This window comes from Nocardia tenerifensis NBRC 101015, assembly GCF_000308715.1.
Taxonomy (GTDB): Bacteria; Actinomycetota; Actinomycetes; order Mycobacteriales; family Mycobacteriaceae; genus Nocardia; species Nocardia tenerifensis.
The window spans coordinates 1-16,144 of the sequence record NZ_BAGH01000210.1; the positions used below are offsets into that span (position 1 = coordinate 1).

Annotated in this window: 18 protein-coding genes and 2 pseudogenes; 12 read left to right on the forward strand and 8 right to left on the reverse strand. The window is 69.2% G+C overall.

Annotated elements, in window-relative coordinates:
• Positions 1-310, reverse strand: a 310-nt coding sequence (locus ON39_RS51460; RefSeq protein WP_373283696.1) for an ROK family protein, incomplete at its 3' end; no start/stop codon positions are given.
• 418 nt (positions 311-728) lie between these two features.
• Positions 729-866 (reverse strand): annotated as a pseudogene (locus ON39_RS51465) (sugar kinase); the annotation flags it as partial.
• Between the two features lie 127 nt (positions 867-993).
• On the opposite strand from ON39_RS51465, the gene ON39_RS17775 reads away from it, so the two are divergent.
• Positions 994-1,740, forward strand: coding sequence for a VOC family protein (locus tag ON39_RS17775; RefSeq protein ID WP_157195488.1), 747 nt, complete (start codon positions 994-996; stop codon positions 1,738-1,740).
• 3 nt (positions 1,741-1,743) lie between these two features.
• On the opposite strand, the gene ON39_RS45965 is transcribed toward ON39_RS17775, so the two are convergent.
• A complete protein-coding gene (locus tag ON39_RS45965; protein ID WP_051186760.1) occupies positions 1,744-2,601 on the reverse strand; it encodes an RDD family protein in 858 nt (285 codons plus the stop codon).
• 240 nt (positions 2,602-2,841) lie between these two features.
• Entirely contained in the window at positions 2,842-2,985 is a 144-nt protein-coding gene (locus ON39_RS48860; RefSeq protein WP_157195489.1) for a hypothetical protein, read from the reverse strand.
• A 163-nt stretch (positions 2,986-3,148) separates the two neighbouring features.
• Between ON39_RS48860 and ON39_RS17785 the strand changes: the two genes are divergently transcribed.
• Positions 3,149-3,475 carry an NIPSNAP family protein gene (locus ON39_RS17785; protein ID WP_040735465.1) on the forward strand — a complete coding sequence of 109 codons (327 nt, stop codon included), beginning with the start codon at positions 3,149-3,151 and terminating at the stop codon, positions 3,473-3,475.
• Here ON39_RS17785 and ON39_RS17790 read toward each other — a convergent pair.
• Positions 3,472-5,202 (reverse strand): DUF3556 domain-containing protein, encoded by a 1,731-nt coding sequence (locus ON39_RS17790; RefSeq protein ID WP_040735467.1) that lies wholly within the window; start codon positions 5,200-5,202, stop codon positions 3,472-3,474. The two genes, ON39_RS17785 and ON39_RS17790, sit on opposite strands and share 4 nt — an antisense overlap.
• A gap of 220 nt (positions 5,203-5,422) precedes the next feature.
• Between ON39_RS17790 and ON39_RS17795 the strand changes: the two genes are divergently transcribed.
• The 4 genes and pseudogenes from ON39_RS17795 (at position 5,423) to ON39_RS17810 (ending at position 10,534) form a co-directional block, all read left to right on the forward strand.
• Positions 5,423-5,839: a Fur family transcriptional regulator gene (locus ON39_RS17795; protein WP_373283697.1), complete on the forward strand. Its 417-nt coding sequence runs from the start codon at positions 5,423-5,425 to the stop codon at positions 5,837-5,839.
• A gap of 36 nt (positions 5,840-5,875) precedes the next feature.
• Complete coding sequence (gene katG / locus ON39_RS17800) at positions 5,876-8,107, forward strand: catalase/peroxidase HPI (RefSeq protein ID WP_040735472.1); 2,232 nt, start codon at positions 5,876-5,878, stop codon at positions 8,105-8,107.
• A 210-nt stretch (positions 8,108-8,317) separates the two neighbouring features.
• Positions 8,318-9,421, forward strand: a pseudogene (locus tag ON39_RS50645) (LLM class flavin-dependent oxidoreductase).
• Positions 9,422-9,460: 39 nt separating this feature from the next.
• Entirely contained in the window at positions 9,461-10,534 is a 1,074-nt protein-coding gene (locus ON39_RS17810; RefSeq protein ID WP_040735474.1) for an ADP-ribosylglycohydrolase family protein, read from the forward strand.
• Position 10,535: 1 nt separating this feature from the next.
• Here the strand turns inward: ON39_RS17810 and ON39_RS17815 are convergent, their stop codons facing one another.
• Positions 10,536-10,934 (reverse strand): NUDIX hydrolase, encoded by a 399-nt coding sequence (locus ON39_RS17815; RefSeq protein ID WP_040735476.1) that lies wholly within the window; start codon positions 10,932-10,934, stop codon positions 10,536-10,538.
• An 86-nt stretch (positions 10,935-11,020) separates the two neighbouring features.
• Between ON39_RS17815 and ON39_RS17820 the strand changes: the two genes are divergently transcribed.
• The 6 genes from ON39_RS17820 (at position 11,021) to msrA (ending at position 14,815) form a co-directional block, all read left to right on the forward strand.
• Positions 11,021-11,806: a DsbA family protein gene (locus tag ON39_RS17820; protein WP_040735479.1), complete on the forward strand. Its 786-nt coding sequence runs from the start codon at positions 11,021-11,023 to the stop codon at positions 11,804-11,806.
• 73 nt (positions 11,807-11,879) lie between these two features.
• Entirely contained in the window at positions 11,880-12,545 is a 666-nt protein-coding gene (locus tag ON39_RS17825; protein WP_040735482.1) for a peptidylprolyl isomerase, read from the forward strand.
• Positions 12,546-12,604: 59 nt separating this feature from the next.
• A complete protein-coding gene (locus tag ON39_RS17830; RefSeq protein WP_146251296.1) occupies positions 12,605-12,898 on the forward strand; it encodes a hypothetical protein in 294 nt (97 codons plus the stop codon).
• Positions 12,899-12,972: 74 nt separating this feature from the next.
• A complete protein-coding gene (locus ON39_RS17835; RefSeq protein ID WP_051186763.1) occupies positions 12,973-13,767 on the forward strand; it encodes a 2-phosphosulfolactate phosphatase in 795 nt (264 codons plus the stop codon).
• Positions 13,768-13,847: 80 nt separating this feature from the next.
• A complete protein-coding gene (gene msrB, locus ON39_RS17840; protein WP_040735486.1) occupies positions 13,848-14,303 on the forward strand; it encodes a peptide-methionine (R)-S-oxide reductase MsrB in 456 nt (151 codons plus the stop codon).
• A gap of 44 nt (positions 14,304-14,347) precedes the next feature.
• Positions 14,348-14,815, forward strand: a complete 468-nt coding sequence (gene msrA / locus ON39_RS17845; protein WP_373283698.1) for a peptide-methionine (S)-S-oxide reductase MsrA — start codon at positions 14,348-14,350, stop codon at positions 14,813-14,815.
• 18 nt (positions 14,816-14,833) lie between these two features.
• Here msrA and ON39_RS17850 read toward each other — a convergent pair whose 3' ends face one another.
• Positions 14,834-15,745, reverse strand: coding sequence for a sterol desaturase family protein (locus ON39_RS17850; protein ID WP_051186764.1), 912 nt, complete (start codon positions 15,743-15,745; stop codon positions 14,834-14,836).
• A gap of 34 nt (positions 15,746-15,779) precedes the next feature.
• Positions 15,780-16,010 carry a KOW domain-containing RNA-binding protein gene (locus ON39_RS17855; RefSeq protein WP_040735491.1) on the reverse strand — a complete coding sequence of 77 codons (231 nt, stop codon included), beginning with the start codon at positions 16,008-16,010 and terminating at the stop codon, positions 15,780-15,782.
• Positions 16,011-16,144 lie beyond the last annotated feature (134 nt).

Genomic DNA, 16,144 nt, shown 5'->3' on the forward strand with positions numbered 1-16,144 from the left:
TCGGCGCGGTCAACCCGTGCTGGCGCGCCAGCGCGAGAACCGCTGGGGCGCCGGCCAATTGCTGGAAGCCGCCGGAGTTCTTGCGCCGGACGTCGTGCACGATCGGCGCGCCCGGCAGCGGCATGTAGCCGACTTCGCCTGCGCCGCTGTGGAATCCGCGGTGCAGCCGGCCCGCGATCACGATCGCCGCGCCGACGCCCGCCCCGGTCCAGAGCAGCACGAAATCCTCGCAGCCCTGCGCCGCGCCGTGCGCCTGCTCGGCGATGGCGGCGAGGTTGACGTCGTTCTCGATCGAGACCGAGCAGCCGATGGCCGTCCTCGAGCTCGGCGATCAGCCGCGGCGAGTGCCAGCCCGGCAGGTGCGTCGCGTACCGCAGCCGGCCGGTCGCCGGGTCGAGCGCGCCGCCGATGCCGATGACCACCTCGCAGCAGACGCCCTCGGCGAGCCCGGCCAGCTCGACCGCCTCGCCGACGCCCTTGCCGACCCGCGCGATGGTCTCGGCCGCGGGCCAGCCCTTGGTGGACAGCTCGTGCTCGGCCAGGGTCCGGCCGGTGATGTCGGCGACCGCGATGCGGATCCGGGCGGCCGTCACGTCGATGCCCGCCACGTAGCCCGCGGCCGGATTCACTTGGTACAGCTGCGCATTGGGGCCGGGGCCGCCCGCCGAGGTGCCGACCGGGACGACCAGCCCGGCGGATTCGAGGCGGCCGAGCAGCTGGGAGGCGGTCGGCTTGGAAAGCCCGGTGAGCGTGCCGATCTGGGTCCGCGAGAGCGGCCCGTTGGCGAGCAGCAGCTCGAGCGCCGCGCGATCGTTGATGGCGCGCAGCAGGCTCGGCGTGCCTGCGAGGGTCTGTCGCGTGGTCACGTGACACCCCTCCGCTCACCGCACGGCGGCGAACTATTAGGAAAGTTTCCAATTACTGTGAGGAGGGACTGTATGTCCGGTTCGCCCGCCTGTCAATCACCGGCCACCCGGCGGATACCCAAAGGTCATGTGCGGCAACGATTCAGTTGACCTGAATAGCACTTCAGGTTCTAGCGTCGTTCTAGATCGAATGGAACAGAAGGGATATGCCATGAGGATTCGCGAAGTTGCCGTCAGCACAACGGATCTCGATGCGGCGGCCGACTTCTACCGCAACGTGCCGGCATTTCCGGTCACGGCCGAACCCGATCTGGTGACCGTCGAGGTGGGATTCAGCAGGCTCGTCCTGCGCCGGGGCGAGCGGTTCGAGGGCGTGCATCATCTGGCGTTCGGCATTTCCCCAGACGATTTCGAGCCCGCGCGGACGTGGTTGCGCGGGCGGGTGGAGCTGCTCGAGGTGGACGGCTCCGACGCCATCGACGGTCCCCCGGGCTGGGATTCGCGCTCGGTCTACTTCCGCGGTCCCGACGGGATCCTGCTCGAGTTCATCGCTCGCCAGGCCGACGCCGCGGCCCCGGCGAGCACCGGGGACACGCCTCGACCCCTGTCGATCAGCGAGGTCGGCATCGGCGTGCCCGACGTCGAGCAAGCGGTGGGCGAACTCGGGAAAACCTTTGGCCTCCAGCCCTTCACGCCGCGGCTGGCGAGCTTCACGCCGGTCGGGGACCACGAGGGACTGGTGATTCTGGTGGACCCCGAGCGAGTGTGGTTTCCGACGCGGGACGATCGACCGGCCCATGCGCCGGTGCGCGTTCGGATCGACGCCCCGGCGGGCGGCCTCGACCTCACAGCCGCGGCGCGCATTGAAGCGTAAGACTCAAGAACGCGTGCGACGTCGTTTGCCATAGGCGGCACGCAGATTCGCGCCGACCCGCTTGGCGGCGTCCTGCGCCTGCTGTCCCCGGTCGGAGTCGAGCAGCTGCCTGGCGGCCTCGCCGGTGTGCCGCCCCGCGTCCTGGCCGAGCCTGCGCAGCGGGGCGGATCGCGCGGATTCGCGCAGCCGCCGGAGTCGCTCGTCCTCGGCGAGTTGCTGGGCCTGCTGCTTCATCGCGTCGGTGACGGCCTGCACGCGTTCCATGCCGACCTGCGCGCCCTGGGTGCCGCGTTCGAGGATCGCGGCGTCCCGGGCCGCCTGCCAGGATTTGCGGTAGAGCCCGGCGCGCACGACCGTGGTCCCGGCGAGGCGATCGATCGCGGTTCTGCCGCCCGCCAGCGGAACGGCGTTCAGCACCAGAGCCGAGACGGCCGCCACCCAAAGGACAAGGGACAGCACGAATTTGCCCGCGAGCAAGGCGACGCAGGCCGCCGAGTACAGGCCGACGTCGACCACGGTGCTCGCGGCCGCCCGGCGGGCCGCCTGCCACCTGCTCAGGCGGCCCCGCGAATCGGTGAGTGAGTGGACTCGGATGTCGAGCAAGAACTTTCCGAGCGTGCGGCCCTTCCAGGCCAGTGCCGCGAACTGATACGCGAACACGCTCAGCACGAGGACGACGAACGCCTCACCGATCAGCAGCAGGATCTCACCGAAAACGTCGCGGCCGAACGCTTTTCCCGCGCCGCCCCAATCGCCGTTCGCGCGGAACAGATCCCAGCCGCCGGACTGGGCGAGTCCCGGCCAGTCCGACAGGTAGTCGGCGATCCGATAGTGCGTCACCGAGGCGAGCAGCGCGGCCATCCCAGGATCAGGGCGAAATCGATGGCCCACGCGGCCATCCGCCGTCCGGCCGGCGCCTGTTCGGGTGAGAGAATGTGCTCCGCCATCGTGCGCACCTCTTCGCGATTCCGGCTGACGTGACCCGGTCAGCCGGCGGTCTCCGTTGCCTCTCCCAGATTCCTCGCCGGAACGAGGTCACACCATCGGCCGAACAGCCGACACGTCAGACGAGCCGGCGGCGGAACGGGTTCGACGCTCGGACTAGGCGGAGACGCGCGGGGCGGCGGCGGGGGCGTCCATGGCAACGGCCCGGCTACGCGGCGCGGGGCGACGCTGCGCCAGGTGCGCGGCGACCACCAGACCGTGGGCCGCGATCACGCCGGCCGACGCAGTACCGATCCCCACCAGCAGCAAAACCACCACAGATACCGATCCTTCCGATGCACCGTTGCGATGACGCCCTGTGCGCCGTCGAGCGGTATGCCCGGGCCCCCGTACACCAAACAGTCTGTGATCCAGAACACAATGCCCAGCGGTTGCCCACACCGCGCGGCCGTAGGCTGACGGCGTGATCACCTGTGTTGTGGAGTATGTGATCGATCCCGCGAAGATCGAGGCGTTCGAGCGATTCGGCCGACGGTGGATGGCGCTCGTCGAGCGCCACGGCGGCACGCACCACGGCTACTTCCTGCCCTCGGAGGGCGCGAGCGACAAGGCGATCGCGTTGTTCAGCTTCGCCAGTCTGGCCGCGTACGAACAGTATCGAGCGCTGTTCGGGGTCGATCCCGACTTCGTCGCGGCCGATCGCATCAGGGACGAGAGCGGCTGCGTACTGCGGTACGACCGCACATTCATGCGGCCGATGCTGCCGGACCGCGGCGAGACGCCGGGCTAGCGGGCCGCGGAACCGCGGACGTGCACCGGTACGTCGTCGGCCCAGGGTTGGCGCGTCACCATGTCGGCGACGTACACGACGCCGCGCTCGAACTCGCCGGTGGCGGCGTCGACGAGGCGATACTCCTGGGTGCCCTTGTGGATCGGCTGGGCGTCGAGCAGGACGACGCGGACCTCGCCGGGTTCGAATCGGCAGCGCTGCTGCATGGCGGCGATGAGTTGCTCATTGTGCATGTGGCCGTCGCCGAAGTTCCAGCCGACCGCGGTGCTGCATATCCGCTCGCCGTCGGTCAGGACGTACTCGTGCTCGCGCCCTTCGGGCATGGCGCGGTGCACCAGGGTGAACAGCGCGCGCCCGTGGGTGTTCATGGCGCGGAAGGCGTAGCCCATGTACATCGGGATCTGCGCGCGGTCCTTGCCGTAGAACCGCTCCAACTGCGCCTGCGGCATGCTCGCGATGGCCACGATGCCCGCGCCGATCTTGGCCGCGGCCGATGGTTTGACGCACCACATCGTCGTGTCCCAGTTGCCGGCGTAGTAGCGCATGCCGGGCAGGAACGAAATCTTGTGCGGGAAAAGGTTTCCCGCGACGACGATGCCCGCGATCACGAGGAAGAGCGCCGCGACCAGCGCGGGGTCGTGCAGATCGCGCAGGCCGAGATCGGCGTGCGCGACGAACAGCGCCAGCACCCCGAAGATCATGAAAACGTTCCACTCCAAGGGAACTCCCATCGGCACGGCCGTCAGGATGCCGAGATGGAAGCCGATCATCACGATCGCGGCGATCGCGGTCGGCCAGCCGCCGTGCGAGAAGAACAGCACCAGTGGGACCAGCATCTCGACAACGGTCGCCCCGTGCGCGAAGACGCGCGCGAGCCGTCCCGGTCGCAGATCGTCGGGGAAATCCTCGAAGAACTTGCGCTTGAGCGACTTTCGCCGGAACACCGGGCTGTTCGACATCATCGTGGACACCACGAACGGGAAGTGCTTGTTCAGCTTCGACGTCGCCGCGCCCATCCAGATGACCACGAAAACCACCTTGGCGGCGACGATCACGTCGACGCCGGTGAACAGGAAGGCCAGCGCCAGCGGCGCGTACACCTCCCCGCGGGCCGCCAGGAAAATCACCTTGTCGCGCAACCCGATCGCCGCGAGCGACCCGAGGATCGCCCAGGTCTGCCACGCGGGCAACAGCCCCACCGTGGTCGTAAACTCCGGTATCGGCCCGGTTCCGTTGGACAGCAACGCGATCGCCGTCAGCACCAGCAGCGCCGCGTACAGCGCGACGTCCACCAGCGTTCGGTCGGTGCCCCTGGTGAACGGGACCCGCTCGGGCCACGGCGGCAGCCGAATCGTTTTGGGCCGCAACCAATACAGGATCGAGCCCAGCGGCGGGAAGAACCGGTTGTTCAGCGGGCCGAACCCGCACCCGAGCCCGACCACCTCGAACAGCAGCGTGTACAGCACGACCTTCTGGAAGACGATCGGCTCCGACCACCAGTCGCCGACGCGCGCGAATCCGTCGATCCCCTTGGTGCACAACACGATCAGCCAGGCGCCGAGCACGTAGAGGCAGATCTTGCCGACGTAGAACAGATGCAGCGCGACCGGCGTCCCGAACCCCACCTCGGCCCAGTGCCTGGCCATCGGCCGAATCCGTTCGCCCCGAGTGCCTTTGCTCCACTCCGCCATATCGACCACGGGCAGGTCGGGCTCGAGAAAACCCATAGAGCACTCCGATTCGACTACACCGAGGCGCCCGGCGGGATCGCCGGACCGCACGGTCCTTCGATACGTTGGCAGCTAGGGGTTTGCGTGTCAACGGTCATCGACAACCCGGGCGGGCGCCGTCCAGCGGGCGGTAAACCGGATGTGCCGCAAAGCCTTGACTCATTCCAGATCAGGGACAAGACTTTCGTGCGTGCCGACGGCCATGGAATTCCAGCAGATGCTGCGGGGAGTTTCGCTGCGCGTGACCGCTCCCCGTGTCGCGGTGCTGAGCGCGGTGCACGATCATCCGCACGCGGACACCGACTCGATCATCCGCGCCGTCCGTTCCCGCCTGTCCGCGGTGTCGCACCAGGCGGTGTACGACTCGTTGCACACGCTCACCGCCGCCGGTCTGCTCCGCTGCATCCAGCCGTCGGGGTCGGTCGCGCGCTACGAGACGCGGGTGGGCGACAACCATCACCACGTCGTGTGCCGATCGTGTGGGCGCATCGCCGACGTCGACTGCGCGATCGGCGAGGCGCCCTGCCTGACCGCCTCCGATGACAGTGGCTTCGCCATCGACGAGGCCGAGGTCATCTACTGGGGCCTGTGCCCCGACTGTGCGGCCGCGCAGGCCGCGCCGAACCGTCCCTGACATCAGCCCGCACCATCTAATTCAGGAAGGAATGTCGTGACCTCCGACAGCCGCCCACCCACTCCCGACACCGAGACGAGCAGCGCCAGCGAGAGTGAAAACCCGGCGATCCCGTCCCCCGAGCCCAAAACCGACCACCGGCCGCGCACGAACCGCGACTGGTGGCCCGAGCAGATCGACGTCTCGGTGCTGCACGCCCACTCGTCCAAGAGCAACCCGCTCGGCGAGGACTTCGACTACGCCGCGGAGTTCGCGAAGCTCGACGTCGACGCCCTCAAGGCCGACGTCGCGGCCGTCCTGACCAACTCGCAGGACTGGTGGCCGGCCGACTACGGCAACTACGGCGGCCTGTTCATCCGGATGAGCTGGCACGCGGCGGGCACCTATCGGATCGCCGACGGACGCGGCGGCGGCGGGCAGGGCGCGCAGCGCTTCGCGCCGCTCAACAGCTGGCCCGACAACGCCAACCTGGACAAGGCCCGCCGCCTGCTGTGGCCGGTCAAGCAGAAGTACGGCACCAAGATCTCCTGGGCCGACCTGCTGGTGTTCGCGGGCAACGTGGCACTGGAGTCGATGGGCTTCCAGACCTTCGGCTTCGGCTTCGGCCGCCCCGACATCTGGGAGCCGGAGGAGATGTTCTGGGGTCCGGAGGACACCTGGCTCGGCGACGAGCGCTACAGCGGCGACCGCGAGCTGGCCGGCCCGCTCGGCGCCGTGCAGATGGGCCTGATCTACGTGAACCCGGAGGGCCCCAACGGCAGGCCGGATCCGGTGGCGGCCGCGCGCGACATCCGTGAGACGTTCGGCCGCATGGCCATGAACGACGAGGAGACCGCCGCGCTCATCGTGGGCGGGCACAGCTTCGGCAAGACCCACGGCGCGGGCAACCCCGAGCTGGTCGGCGCCGAGCCCGAGGCCGCCCCGATCGAGCAGCAGGGCCTCGGCTGGAAGAGCGCGCACGGCACCGGCAAGGGCGCGGACGCGATCACCAGCGGCCTCGAGGTCGTCTGGACCTCCACCCCGACCAAGTGGGGCAACGGCTTCCTGCAGAACCTGTACGGCTACGAGTGGGAGCTCACCAAGAGCCCCGCGGGCGCGTGGCAGTGGCAGCCCAAGGACGGCGCGGGCGCGGGCACCATCCCCGATCCGTTCGGCGGACCGGGCCGCGCGCCGACCATGCTCACCACGGACCTGGCCCTGCGCGAGGATCCGACCTACCGGGAGATCACCCGGCGCTGGCTGGATCATCCGGAGGAGCTGTCCGAGGCGTTCGCCAAGGCCTGGTACAAGCTGCTGCACCGCGACATGGGCCCGATCAGCCGCTACCTCGGGCCGTGGGTTCCGGAGCCGCAGCTCTGGCAGGACCCGGTGCCCGACGTCGACCACGAGCTGATCGACGAGCAGGACATCGCGGCGCTCAAGGGCAAGGTGCTCGAGTCCGGCCTCTCGGTCGCGCAGCTGGTCAAGACGGCGTGGTCGTCGGCGGCCAGCTTCCGCAGCACCGACAAGCGCGGCGGCGCGAACGGCGCGCGGATCCGGCTGGAGCCGCAGAAGAACTGGGAGGTCAACGAGCCCGCCGAGCTGGCCAAGGTGCTGCCGGTGCTCGAGCAGATCCAGCAGGACTTCAACGGCTCGGCCACGGGCGGCAAGAAGGTGTCGCTGGCCGACCTGATCATCCTCGCCGGCTCCGCGGCCATCGAGAAGGCGGCCAAGGACGCGGGCCACGACGTCACGGTGCCGTTCGCGCCGGGGCGCACGGACGCGACGCAGGAGAACACCGACGTCGAGTCGTTCGCGGTGCTCGAGCCGCGCGCCGACGGGTTCCGCAACTACGTGCGCGTCGGCGAGAAGGCGCCGCTGGAGCGGCTGCTGCTCGACCGGGCCTACATGCTCGACGTGACCGCGCCCGAGCTGACGGTGCTGGTCGGCGGCCTGCGTGCCCTCGGCGCCAACTACGGCGGCACCGAGCACGGCGTGTTCACCGACCGGCCGGGCACCCTGACGAACGACTTCTTCGTCAACCTGCTCGACCAGAACACCGAGTGGAAGGCGTCGGAGACGGCCGAGAACGTCTACCAGGGCACCGACCGGCGCACCGGCCAGGCCACCTGGACGGCGACCGCGAACGACCTGGTGTTCGGGTCGCACTCGGTGCTGCGCGCCGTGGCGGAGGTGTACGCCCAGCAGGACGCCGGCCCGCGCTTCGTCAATGACTTCATCGCCGCGTGGGTGAAGGTGGTCGACAACGATCGGTTCGATCTGCGCTGATCCGCGTCTACTGAGCCAGGCCGGTCCCGCGGGGCCGGCCTGGTTTCGTTTGCCCCCGGATGGCTGCCAATTGCCCACCGGGACAGGCGAATCGCGGGACGCGGGCGGGGGTCGCCGGGATAATCGGTGGCGTGCCCGACGCGGCACGCAGGTCGGGAGGAGACCACGGTGCCGGATTCGCGCAGTTCTCGCTCGTTCGCCGTCGGCACGATGGCCGGGGTCAATCCACCGCTCGGCGGCGCGCGGTTCGTGGTCCGGCTGGCCCGGCTCGGCCGGCTGGACACGGTGCTCGCGCCGGATCATTTGATCAGCGTGTTCCCGCGGGCGATCTGGGACACCGACTTCACGCCGCAGGCGAAGACGCTCCGCAGCCCGGACGAGCAGTTCGACTACGCGCCGCTGCTCGCGCATGTGGCGGCGGGGGCGGGCCGGGTGCAGCTCGGCGTCGGGGTGACCGACCCGCACCGCAGGCATCCGGTGCTGCTGGCGCAGACGTTTCTCACGCTGGCGCACATGACGAAGACGCCGCCCATTCTCGGCCTCGGCTCCGGCGAGACCGAGAATCTCGACCCGTACGGGTTCGCGTGGAATCGGCCGGTCGATCGGCTCGAGGAGGCGCTGCGGGTGATCCGCGCGGCGTTCACCGAGACCGAGGCCATCGACTTCACCGGCAAGTACTACCGAATAGACGGCGCGCCAATGGATTTGACCGCACCGGCCGACCGGATGCCGCAGATCTGGCTGGGCGCGCACCGGCCGCGCATGCTCGAACTGACCGGGCGCTACGCCGACGGGTGGTATCCGTGGGAGACGATGTCGCCGGACGAGTATCAGCGATGACTGAAGCTGGTGCACACCGCCGCCCGCGCGGCCGGTCGCGATCCGGACGACATCGTCCCCGCCCAGATGATCCAGATGCTCACCGCGCGAACACAGTCCGGGCTGCGGCGGCTGCTGCGCGCCCCGGCCGTCCGTTACCTCGGCCTGCTCGCGCCGGACGCGGTGTGGGCGCGCCACGGCGCGAAACATCCGATGGGAGAAGGCTTCCGGGGTCTGATCGACCTGATGCCGCACCGGCTGACCAAGGCCGAGGTGCAGGAGGCGATCGCCCAGGTGCCGGACGAGGTCCTGCACGACTGGCTCATGATCGGCACTCCCCCACAGATTCTGGCGCGCATGCGCGAGCTGTCCGACGCGGGCCTGCGCCACGCTATCGTCTTTCCGACGGCCGCGCTGGTGTCGGGCGCGGACATGATGTTCGGTTACGGGGTGGTGCTGTGGCTGGCGGCGCGACTGCGGCGCCGGCCGAGCTGAACAATCACCGGCCACGACGATCGGTAATGATGGTGTCTTATGGTGGATTACGCGACGATATTCGACCGGGTCCGGGGATCCCTGGTGGGTGGGGCCGTCGGGGACGCGCTGGGGTGGCCCCTCGAGTTCCTGAAGTTGGCGCAGATCCGCGACCGGTACGGGGACTCCGGCGTCATCGGCTTTGTGCCGCAACACAATACGGACGCACCGCAGGAGATCACCGACGACACGCAGATGACCCTGTTCACGGCGGAGGGGCTGTTGCGCACGGCGGCGGGGACCGATCCGCTGCCCGCGCTGCGGCGAGCCTACCTGCGCTGGTTGACCACCCAGCAAGAGGAGGCGCCCGCGGCGGGCAGTGACGGCTGGCTGGCGAGCCTGCCGTTCCTGTACGCCTCGCGGGCGCCCGGGAACGCGTGCACCTCCGGTCTGCGGCGACAGGCGCTGGATCTCCTCGAGCCCGCGCCGTTCGGCGAGCCCGGTCCGGTGAACTCGAATTCGAAAGGGTGCGGCACGGTAATGCGGTCCGCGCCCTTCGGATTGGCGGGCATGGGGGCGGACCAGGCCTTCACCACGGCGGCGCGGGCCGCGCAGCTGACCCACGGACACCCGACCGGCTATCTCGCCGCGGGTGCGTTCGCGGCGCTGCTCGATCGGGTGGTGAGCGGGGACGACCTGCCGAACGCGGTGCGCCAGACCATCGTTCAGCTCGAGGGGTTCCCGGCGAGCCAGGAGACGGTGAGCGCGTTGACACGCGCCGTCGAGCTGGCCGAGGAGACGCCGTCGGCGGAGAACGTGGAGCTGGTCGGCGCGGGCTGGATCGCCGAGGAGTGCCTGGCCGTCGCGGTCCACTGCGCGCTGCACGCGGCCCGCACCGGCGACCCGCGCGCGGGCCTGCTGCTGTCGGTGAACCACTCCGGCGACTCCGACTCCACCGGCGCGGTGGCGGGCAACCTGATCGGCGCGGTGCACGGGCTGTCCGCGCTGCCGATGGACTGGGTGACCACGGTCGAGGGGCGCGACGTGCTCATCCAGGTGGCCGACGACCTCGTCATGAACTTCGGCCTCGGCGACCGGACCGCCCTCGACGCCAGGTTCCCGCTCGACCGGTGACCTACCAGTCGATGACGCCGAGCTCGTGCAGCCTGCGGAACACCAGCATCGAGCCGGGCGCGACGTGATCCATCCCGGCGTACTCGCGCACCGTGAAGTAGCGCAGCTCGGCGATCTCGCTGGTCGGCTCGGGCTCGCCGTCGAGTTCGGCGGTGAAGCAGGTCATGTGCAGCCGGGTGCCGGAGCTGTGCCCGTAGGCCTCGGCCTCGAACACGCCCAGCCGGTCGAAGGACACGACGCCGACCCCGAGTTCCTCGCGCACCTCCCGATGCAGCGCGAGTTCGGGCGTCTCGCCGGGATCGATCTTCCCGCCCGCCATGTAGAACACTTCCTTGCCGATCGAACGCGCCTGCAACAGGCGGCGATCCCTGACGTGGGCCAACGCGGCTGTGCGAATCACCGGTCCACCCTACGTTTCCGGCGCGCGACCCACTATCGTGACGGGGCGGAACTGTTGAATTGGCGAGAGGCACGGGGGATTACACGGTGAACACCACGCAGGGTGGCTGGTCGACTCTCCCCTCCGAGTCCGAGCGCGCCGCGCACAACCGCAAGGTTCTGGTCGGGCTCGTGGCGGGCGGGGTGCTGTTCGCGCTCGTCGTGGCGGTCTGCGTCGGGCTGGTGGCGCGCGATCTCGGGCGGGACGTCGTCGGCAAGCCGAAGGCGGTGCAGAACGCGAGCCAGGTTCCGGTCGCCGACCAGCTGCCGCTCGCGCCCCCCGGTGTCACGGGCAACGGCGCGGTGCGCGTCGGTGACCCCGGCGCGAAGGTGGTCGTCCGGGTGGTCGCCGACCTGCAGTGCCCCGCGTGCCAGATGTTCGAGAAGGCCAACGCCAAGGTGCTCGAGGACGCCGTGAACTCGGGCTCGGTCCTCGTCGAGTACAACGTCATCTCGTTCCTCGACCGCGCCTCGACCACGCAGTACTCCTCGCGGGCGGGCAACGCGTCGTACTGCGTCGCCGAGTCCGACCCGGCGCGGTACCAGTCCTGGCTGGCGTCGATGTTCGACCAGCAGCCCGCCGAGGGCGGCGACGGCCTGCCCGACGAGCGGCTCATCGAGATCGCCAGGGACGCGGGGTACGCCGATCCCGCAGTGGCGCAGTGCATTACCGAGCGCAAGTACGACCCGTTCCTGCGGGCGAAGACCAAGGAGAACCTCGCGGGCGGCATCAAGTCCACCCCGTCGGTGTTCGTCAACGGTCAGCAGGTGACCGACCCCCAGCAGCTGTTCGGCGCCGAGGGACTCACGCCCGCGCTCGCCGCCGCGCGGTAGCGAACATCTATCACGCTGGTCGAATTGCCGCTTTGGCGAACGCGTTTCGGTGCCATCGGCTAGTTTGCTCGCTATGAATCCACGCTGGGGCGCCGCGCTCGCCATCTCCGTTCTCTCGCTGTCCGGGCTGGTCACCGGCGCCGGCCAGGCCGTCGCCGGGCCGCCCGTGGTGACCTGTAGTTTCACGCCGACCGCGCCGGACAATCCGGCCGCCCGGCCGGTGGTCGCGCCGCCGCCGGTCGCGTTGGCGGTGGGCACCATGGACGTGACGTTCCAGTTCAACTACGGCCCGGTGACCGTGCGGCTCAACCGCGCGGGCGCCGCGCCGTGCGGCGTGCAGAACATGGCAAGCCTTGTGCTGCAACGCTTCTACGACCAGAGCCAGTGCTGGCGGCTGACCGACAGCGCCCGCCTCGGCGTGCTGCAGTGCGGCGACATCCACGAGGTGGAGAAGGGCGGCCCCGGCTACCAGTTCCCCGACGAGGTCGACGGCACCGAGACCTACGAGCGCTGCACCGTCGCCATGGGCAATCAGGGGCCGGGCACCAACGGCAGCGAGTTCTTCATCGTGCACTCCTTCGCGCACATCCCCGCCAACTACTCGGTGCTCGGCCAGGTGGTCAGCGGCATGGACGTGCTCGACCGAATGGTCGCCGCAGGCATTACGCCGACCGAACGCGGCCCGCGCGACGGCCTGCCCGCCGCGCCGGTCGTGATCGAGGCGGCTCACCTGGGGTAGCCCGGCGTTCGCGGGGCGCTGCGGGACAAACACTTTCGGCGCACGGTAGGTTCGGTGGGATGGGTAGAACTATCAGCACAGTGCAATGGAAGCGCGGCATCGGCGGCGTCGTGGTGGCCGGCGGCCTGATCGCCGGCGTGATGACCGGCTCGGCCACCGCCACCGCGGACACCGGTCAGCCCGCCGCGACCGGGACATCGACGATCGCCGACGACGGCTGCACCTTCTCCTCGGTCGGCGGCTCCTGCTCCGACCCCGGGCCGGTCGGCAACGCCCTCATCGCCTTCCGCAACTGGCTCAAGAGCATGGGTTACGGCACCGGCAGCTCGTCGGGTACCGCGTACTTCTTCTGACGATCGGATCGATCGGGCCCCTGCTTCGGCAGGGGCCTTGTCGTTGTGCGGCGCGAAAACCTAGTGGCGACAGGATGTCCGAGATCGGTATACCGGAGTGGTCGAAGCAGCTTCCGTGGGGAGTGCGGATCGAATGGGGGTTGGCGGGTGCGCGGGCGCTGGGGCCCGACAGTGCGGCCCTCGTCGTGGTCGACGTGCTCTCGTTCACCACCTCGGTCTCGGTCGCCGTCGACGCGGGGACGCGGGTGCTCCCCTATCCGTCGCGGAACGAGACCGCGGCAACGTTCGCGGCCGACCACGACGCGGAGCTGGCCGTCGGGCGCACAGCCGTCTCCGCCGCGCGGCCGTGGTCGCTGTCTCCGGCGGCACTGCGTCGCGCGCCCGCGCCGGCCCGCCTGGTCTTGCCCTCGCCGAATGGGTCGGCCATCTCGGCCGCCGTCGGCGGGGTGCCGGTGCTGGCGGCTTGTCTGCGCAATGCCGCCGCGGTGGCCGATTGGATCGTTGAGCAGGGTTGGGGTACGGCAGAGCGGCCGATCTCGGTGATCGCCGCCGGTGAGCATTGGCCGGGGCAGGCCGTGCTCCGGCCCGCCCTCGAGGATTGGTTCGGGGCCGCCGCGGTGGTGTCCGCGCTCGCCCGGCTGGGTGCGGGGCCGCTGTCACCGGAGGCGTCGGCGGCCAAGACGATGTACGACGCAATCGACGACGTACCGGGTCTCATTACGCAGTGCGCGTCCGGCCGCGAATTGGCGGACATCGGATTCGCCGACGACGTCGCGATCGCCGTCGAGATCGACGGCAGCCAGGTCGTTCCGCTGCTGAGCGACGGGGCCTTCTCCGACGCGCGCGGGCGCGATGGCGGACAATTATGACCGAAGTGTGACGTGCCGCCGGGCGTGGACTTTCCCGCCCGGGACAAGGGTTATACGTGGGGCCGACAAGAGGAGGTCATGTGGCACAGGAATACAACAGGAATCCCGCGGCGCTCGCCGCCCTGTCACCTGAGCAGTACCACGTCACCCAGGAGAACGGGACCGAGCGCGCGTTCACGGGCGAGTACTGGGACAATCATGAACCAGGCATCTACGTCGATGTGGTGTCCGGTGAGCCGTTGTTCGCCTCGGTCGACAAGTTCGACAGCGGGTCGGGCTGGCCGAGTTTCACCAAGCCGATCGACGCCACGAACGTGGTCGAGAAGCGAGACCTCAGCCACCTGATGATCCGCACCGAAGCCCGTTCGGCGCACGGCGACAGCCACCTCGGGCATGTCTTCACCGACGGGCCGCGCGAAGCGGGCGGCCTGCGGTACTGCATCAACTCGGCGGCGCTGCGCTTCATCCACCTCGACGACCTCGAGGCGCAAGGATACGGGCAGTACCGCACCCTGTTCACGAAGGAGGACGCGTGACCGACACGCGCAAGGCGATTCTGGCCGGCGGTTGTTTCTGGGGCATGGAGGACCTGCTCCGCAAGCAGCCGGGAGTGTTGTCGACGCGGGTCGGCTACACCGGCGGCAGCAACGACCACCCCACCTACCGCAACCACCCCGGCCACGCCGAGGCCTTGGAGATCAGCTACGACCCGGCGCAAACCGACTACCGGGCGCTGCTGGAGTTCTTCTTCCAGATCCACGACCCGACCACGAAGGACCGTCAGGGCAACGACATCGGCACCAGCTACCGCTCGGCGATCTTCTACCTCGACGAGGATCAGAAGCGGGTCGCGCTGGACACCATCGCCGACGTGAACGCCTCCGGCCTCTGGCCAGGACAGGTGGTCACCGAGGTGACCCCGGCGAGCGAGTTCTGGGAGGCCGAGCCCGAACACCAGGACTACCTGGAACGTTACCCGAACGGCTACACCTGCCACTTCCCCCGGCCGGGCTGGAAGTTGCCGAAGCGGGAGAACGCCGCCCAGTAGGTTCCACCGCCGGGTGAATCACGTGTAAAACCAACTGCGCCACCTGTCGACGGTGGCGCAGTTGTCGTTTATCGGCGGCCGGCCCGGTGGCAGGAAGACGTAGCCGAGACGTTCGCGCCAGGTATGGGCGTCGCGCAGGTCGTGCAGGATATCGCGGTAGCCGCTGAGGCCGATCCGCAGCGGGTTGTCGCTGGCGATGTTCCGGGTCAAACCGTAAGTGGCCGGGTGGGTTTCGGGGACGAAGGTGCCGAAGAGGCGGTCCCAGACGATGAGCACGGCACCGTAGTTGTGGTCGAGGTAGTCGGCGTCGCTGCCGTGGTGGACCCGGTGGTGCGAGGGGGTGTTCAAGACGAACTCGAGCCAGCGCGGCAATCGGCCGACGGTCTCGGTGTGCAGGAAGAACTGGTAGGTCAGATCGATGGTGATCGCGGCGCCGATCATCGCCGGGGAGAAGCCGAGCAGGGCCAGCGGGATGTTGAACGCCAATTGCCAAGGCGGAGCCCATTTCCGGCGCAGCGCCACGGCGAGATTGAAGTACTGGCTGGAGTGGTGCACCTGGTGTCCCGCCCAGAGCAGCCGGACGCGGTGGCTGGCGCGATGCCGGATGTAGTAGAGCAGGTCGTAGCCGAGCAACGCCAGCGCCCAGCTCCACCACTGCGTCGTAGGCATTTTCAGCGGGGTGAGGACGTACAGCGCCGAGATGCCCCAGACCAGCGGCCCGATCTCGGTGACGGCGTGAATGATCACCGAGCCGAGCCCGAGCGCGAGGCTGTTCACGGTGTCGACCAGCCCATACCCTCTGCCCGGCCGGCCGACCGGCGTGGGTTCGAGCACGCGGACCGCGATCACCTCGACCACGACGAATATCAGATACAGCGGCACCGCGCCGAACGCGGACGTCGTTGTCTGGTGCAAGAATTCGACGGGCATGTGCTCACCCCGGACCGATCGGGTGAGCTCGATTCTAACCCCCGTTTGTCGCGACCTGAACCAGCTCGACCTCGTCGTATCCGACGGTCAGGCTGTGCCGTCGCTCGCGCAGCACGCCGCCCTCGCGATGCGCGGTCCCCTCGCTGAAGACGATGCGCAACTTCGCGGTTCGCGCATCGACCTCTTGCACGACCGCACAGATACCGCTGAACGGCCCATCGGGAAACTGCACGACGTCACCCGGCGCGTACTCGGTAATCCCCACGGCCTCACCATAATCGACGTCAGCGGCCGGAGAACCAGCGGCGAAGGCGGCCGTTCTTGGGCGGTCGCAGTTTCGGATCGAACCAGTCGGGCAATGGTTCTCGGGCGGCGAGCCACGTTCGCGGGATGCCGACG

Bases quoted from the DNA above. Each gene is read 5' to 3' on its own strand.
- ON39_RS17790 (WP_040735467.1), bottom strand. From the start codon at position 5,202: ATGGGTTTTCTCGAGCCCGACCTGCCCGTGGTCGATATGGCGGAGTGG.
- ON39_RS17835 (WP_051186763.1), top strand. From the start codon at position 12,973: ATGTCCGAGATCGGTATACCGGAGTGGTCGAAGCAGCTTCCGTGGGGA.
- ON39_RS17825 (WP_040735482.1), top strand. From the start codon at position 11,880: ATGAATCCACGCTGGGGCGCCGCGCTCGCCATCTCCGTTCTCTCGCTG.
- msrA (WP_373283698.1), top strand. From the start codon at position 14,348: ATGGAGGACCTGCTCCGCAAGCAGCCGGGAGTGTTGTCGACGCGGGTC.
- ON39_RS17850 (WP_051186764.1), bottom strand. From the start codon at position 15,745: ATGCCCGTCGAATTCTTGCACCAGACAACGACGTCCGCGTTCGGCGCG.
- ON39_RS17830 (WP_146251296.1), top strand. From the start codon at position 12,605: ATGGGTAGAACTATCAGCACAGTGCAATGGAAGCGCGGCATCGGCGGC.
- ON39_RS17810 (WP_040735474.1), top strand. From the start codon at position 9,461: ATGGTGGATTACGCGACGATATTCGACCGGGTCCGGGGATCCCTGGTG.
- ON39_RS17795 (WP_373283697.1), top strand. From the start codon at position 5,423: ATGCTGCGGGGAGTTTCGCTGCGCGTGACCGCTCCCCGTGTCGCGGTG.
- ON39_RS17775 (WP_157195488.1), top strand. From the start codon at position 994: ATGTGCGGCAACGATTCAGTTGACCTGAATAGCACTTCAGGTTCTAGC.
- ON39_RS45965 (WP_051186760.1), bottom strand. From the start codon at position 2,601: ATGGCCGCGCTGCTCGCCTCGGTGACGCACTATCGGATCGCCGACTAC.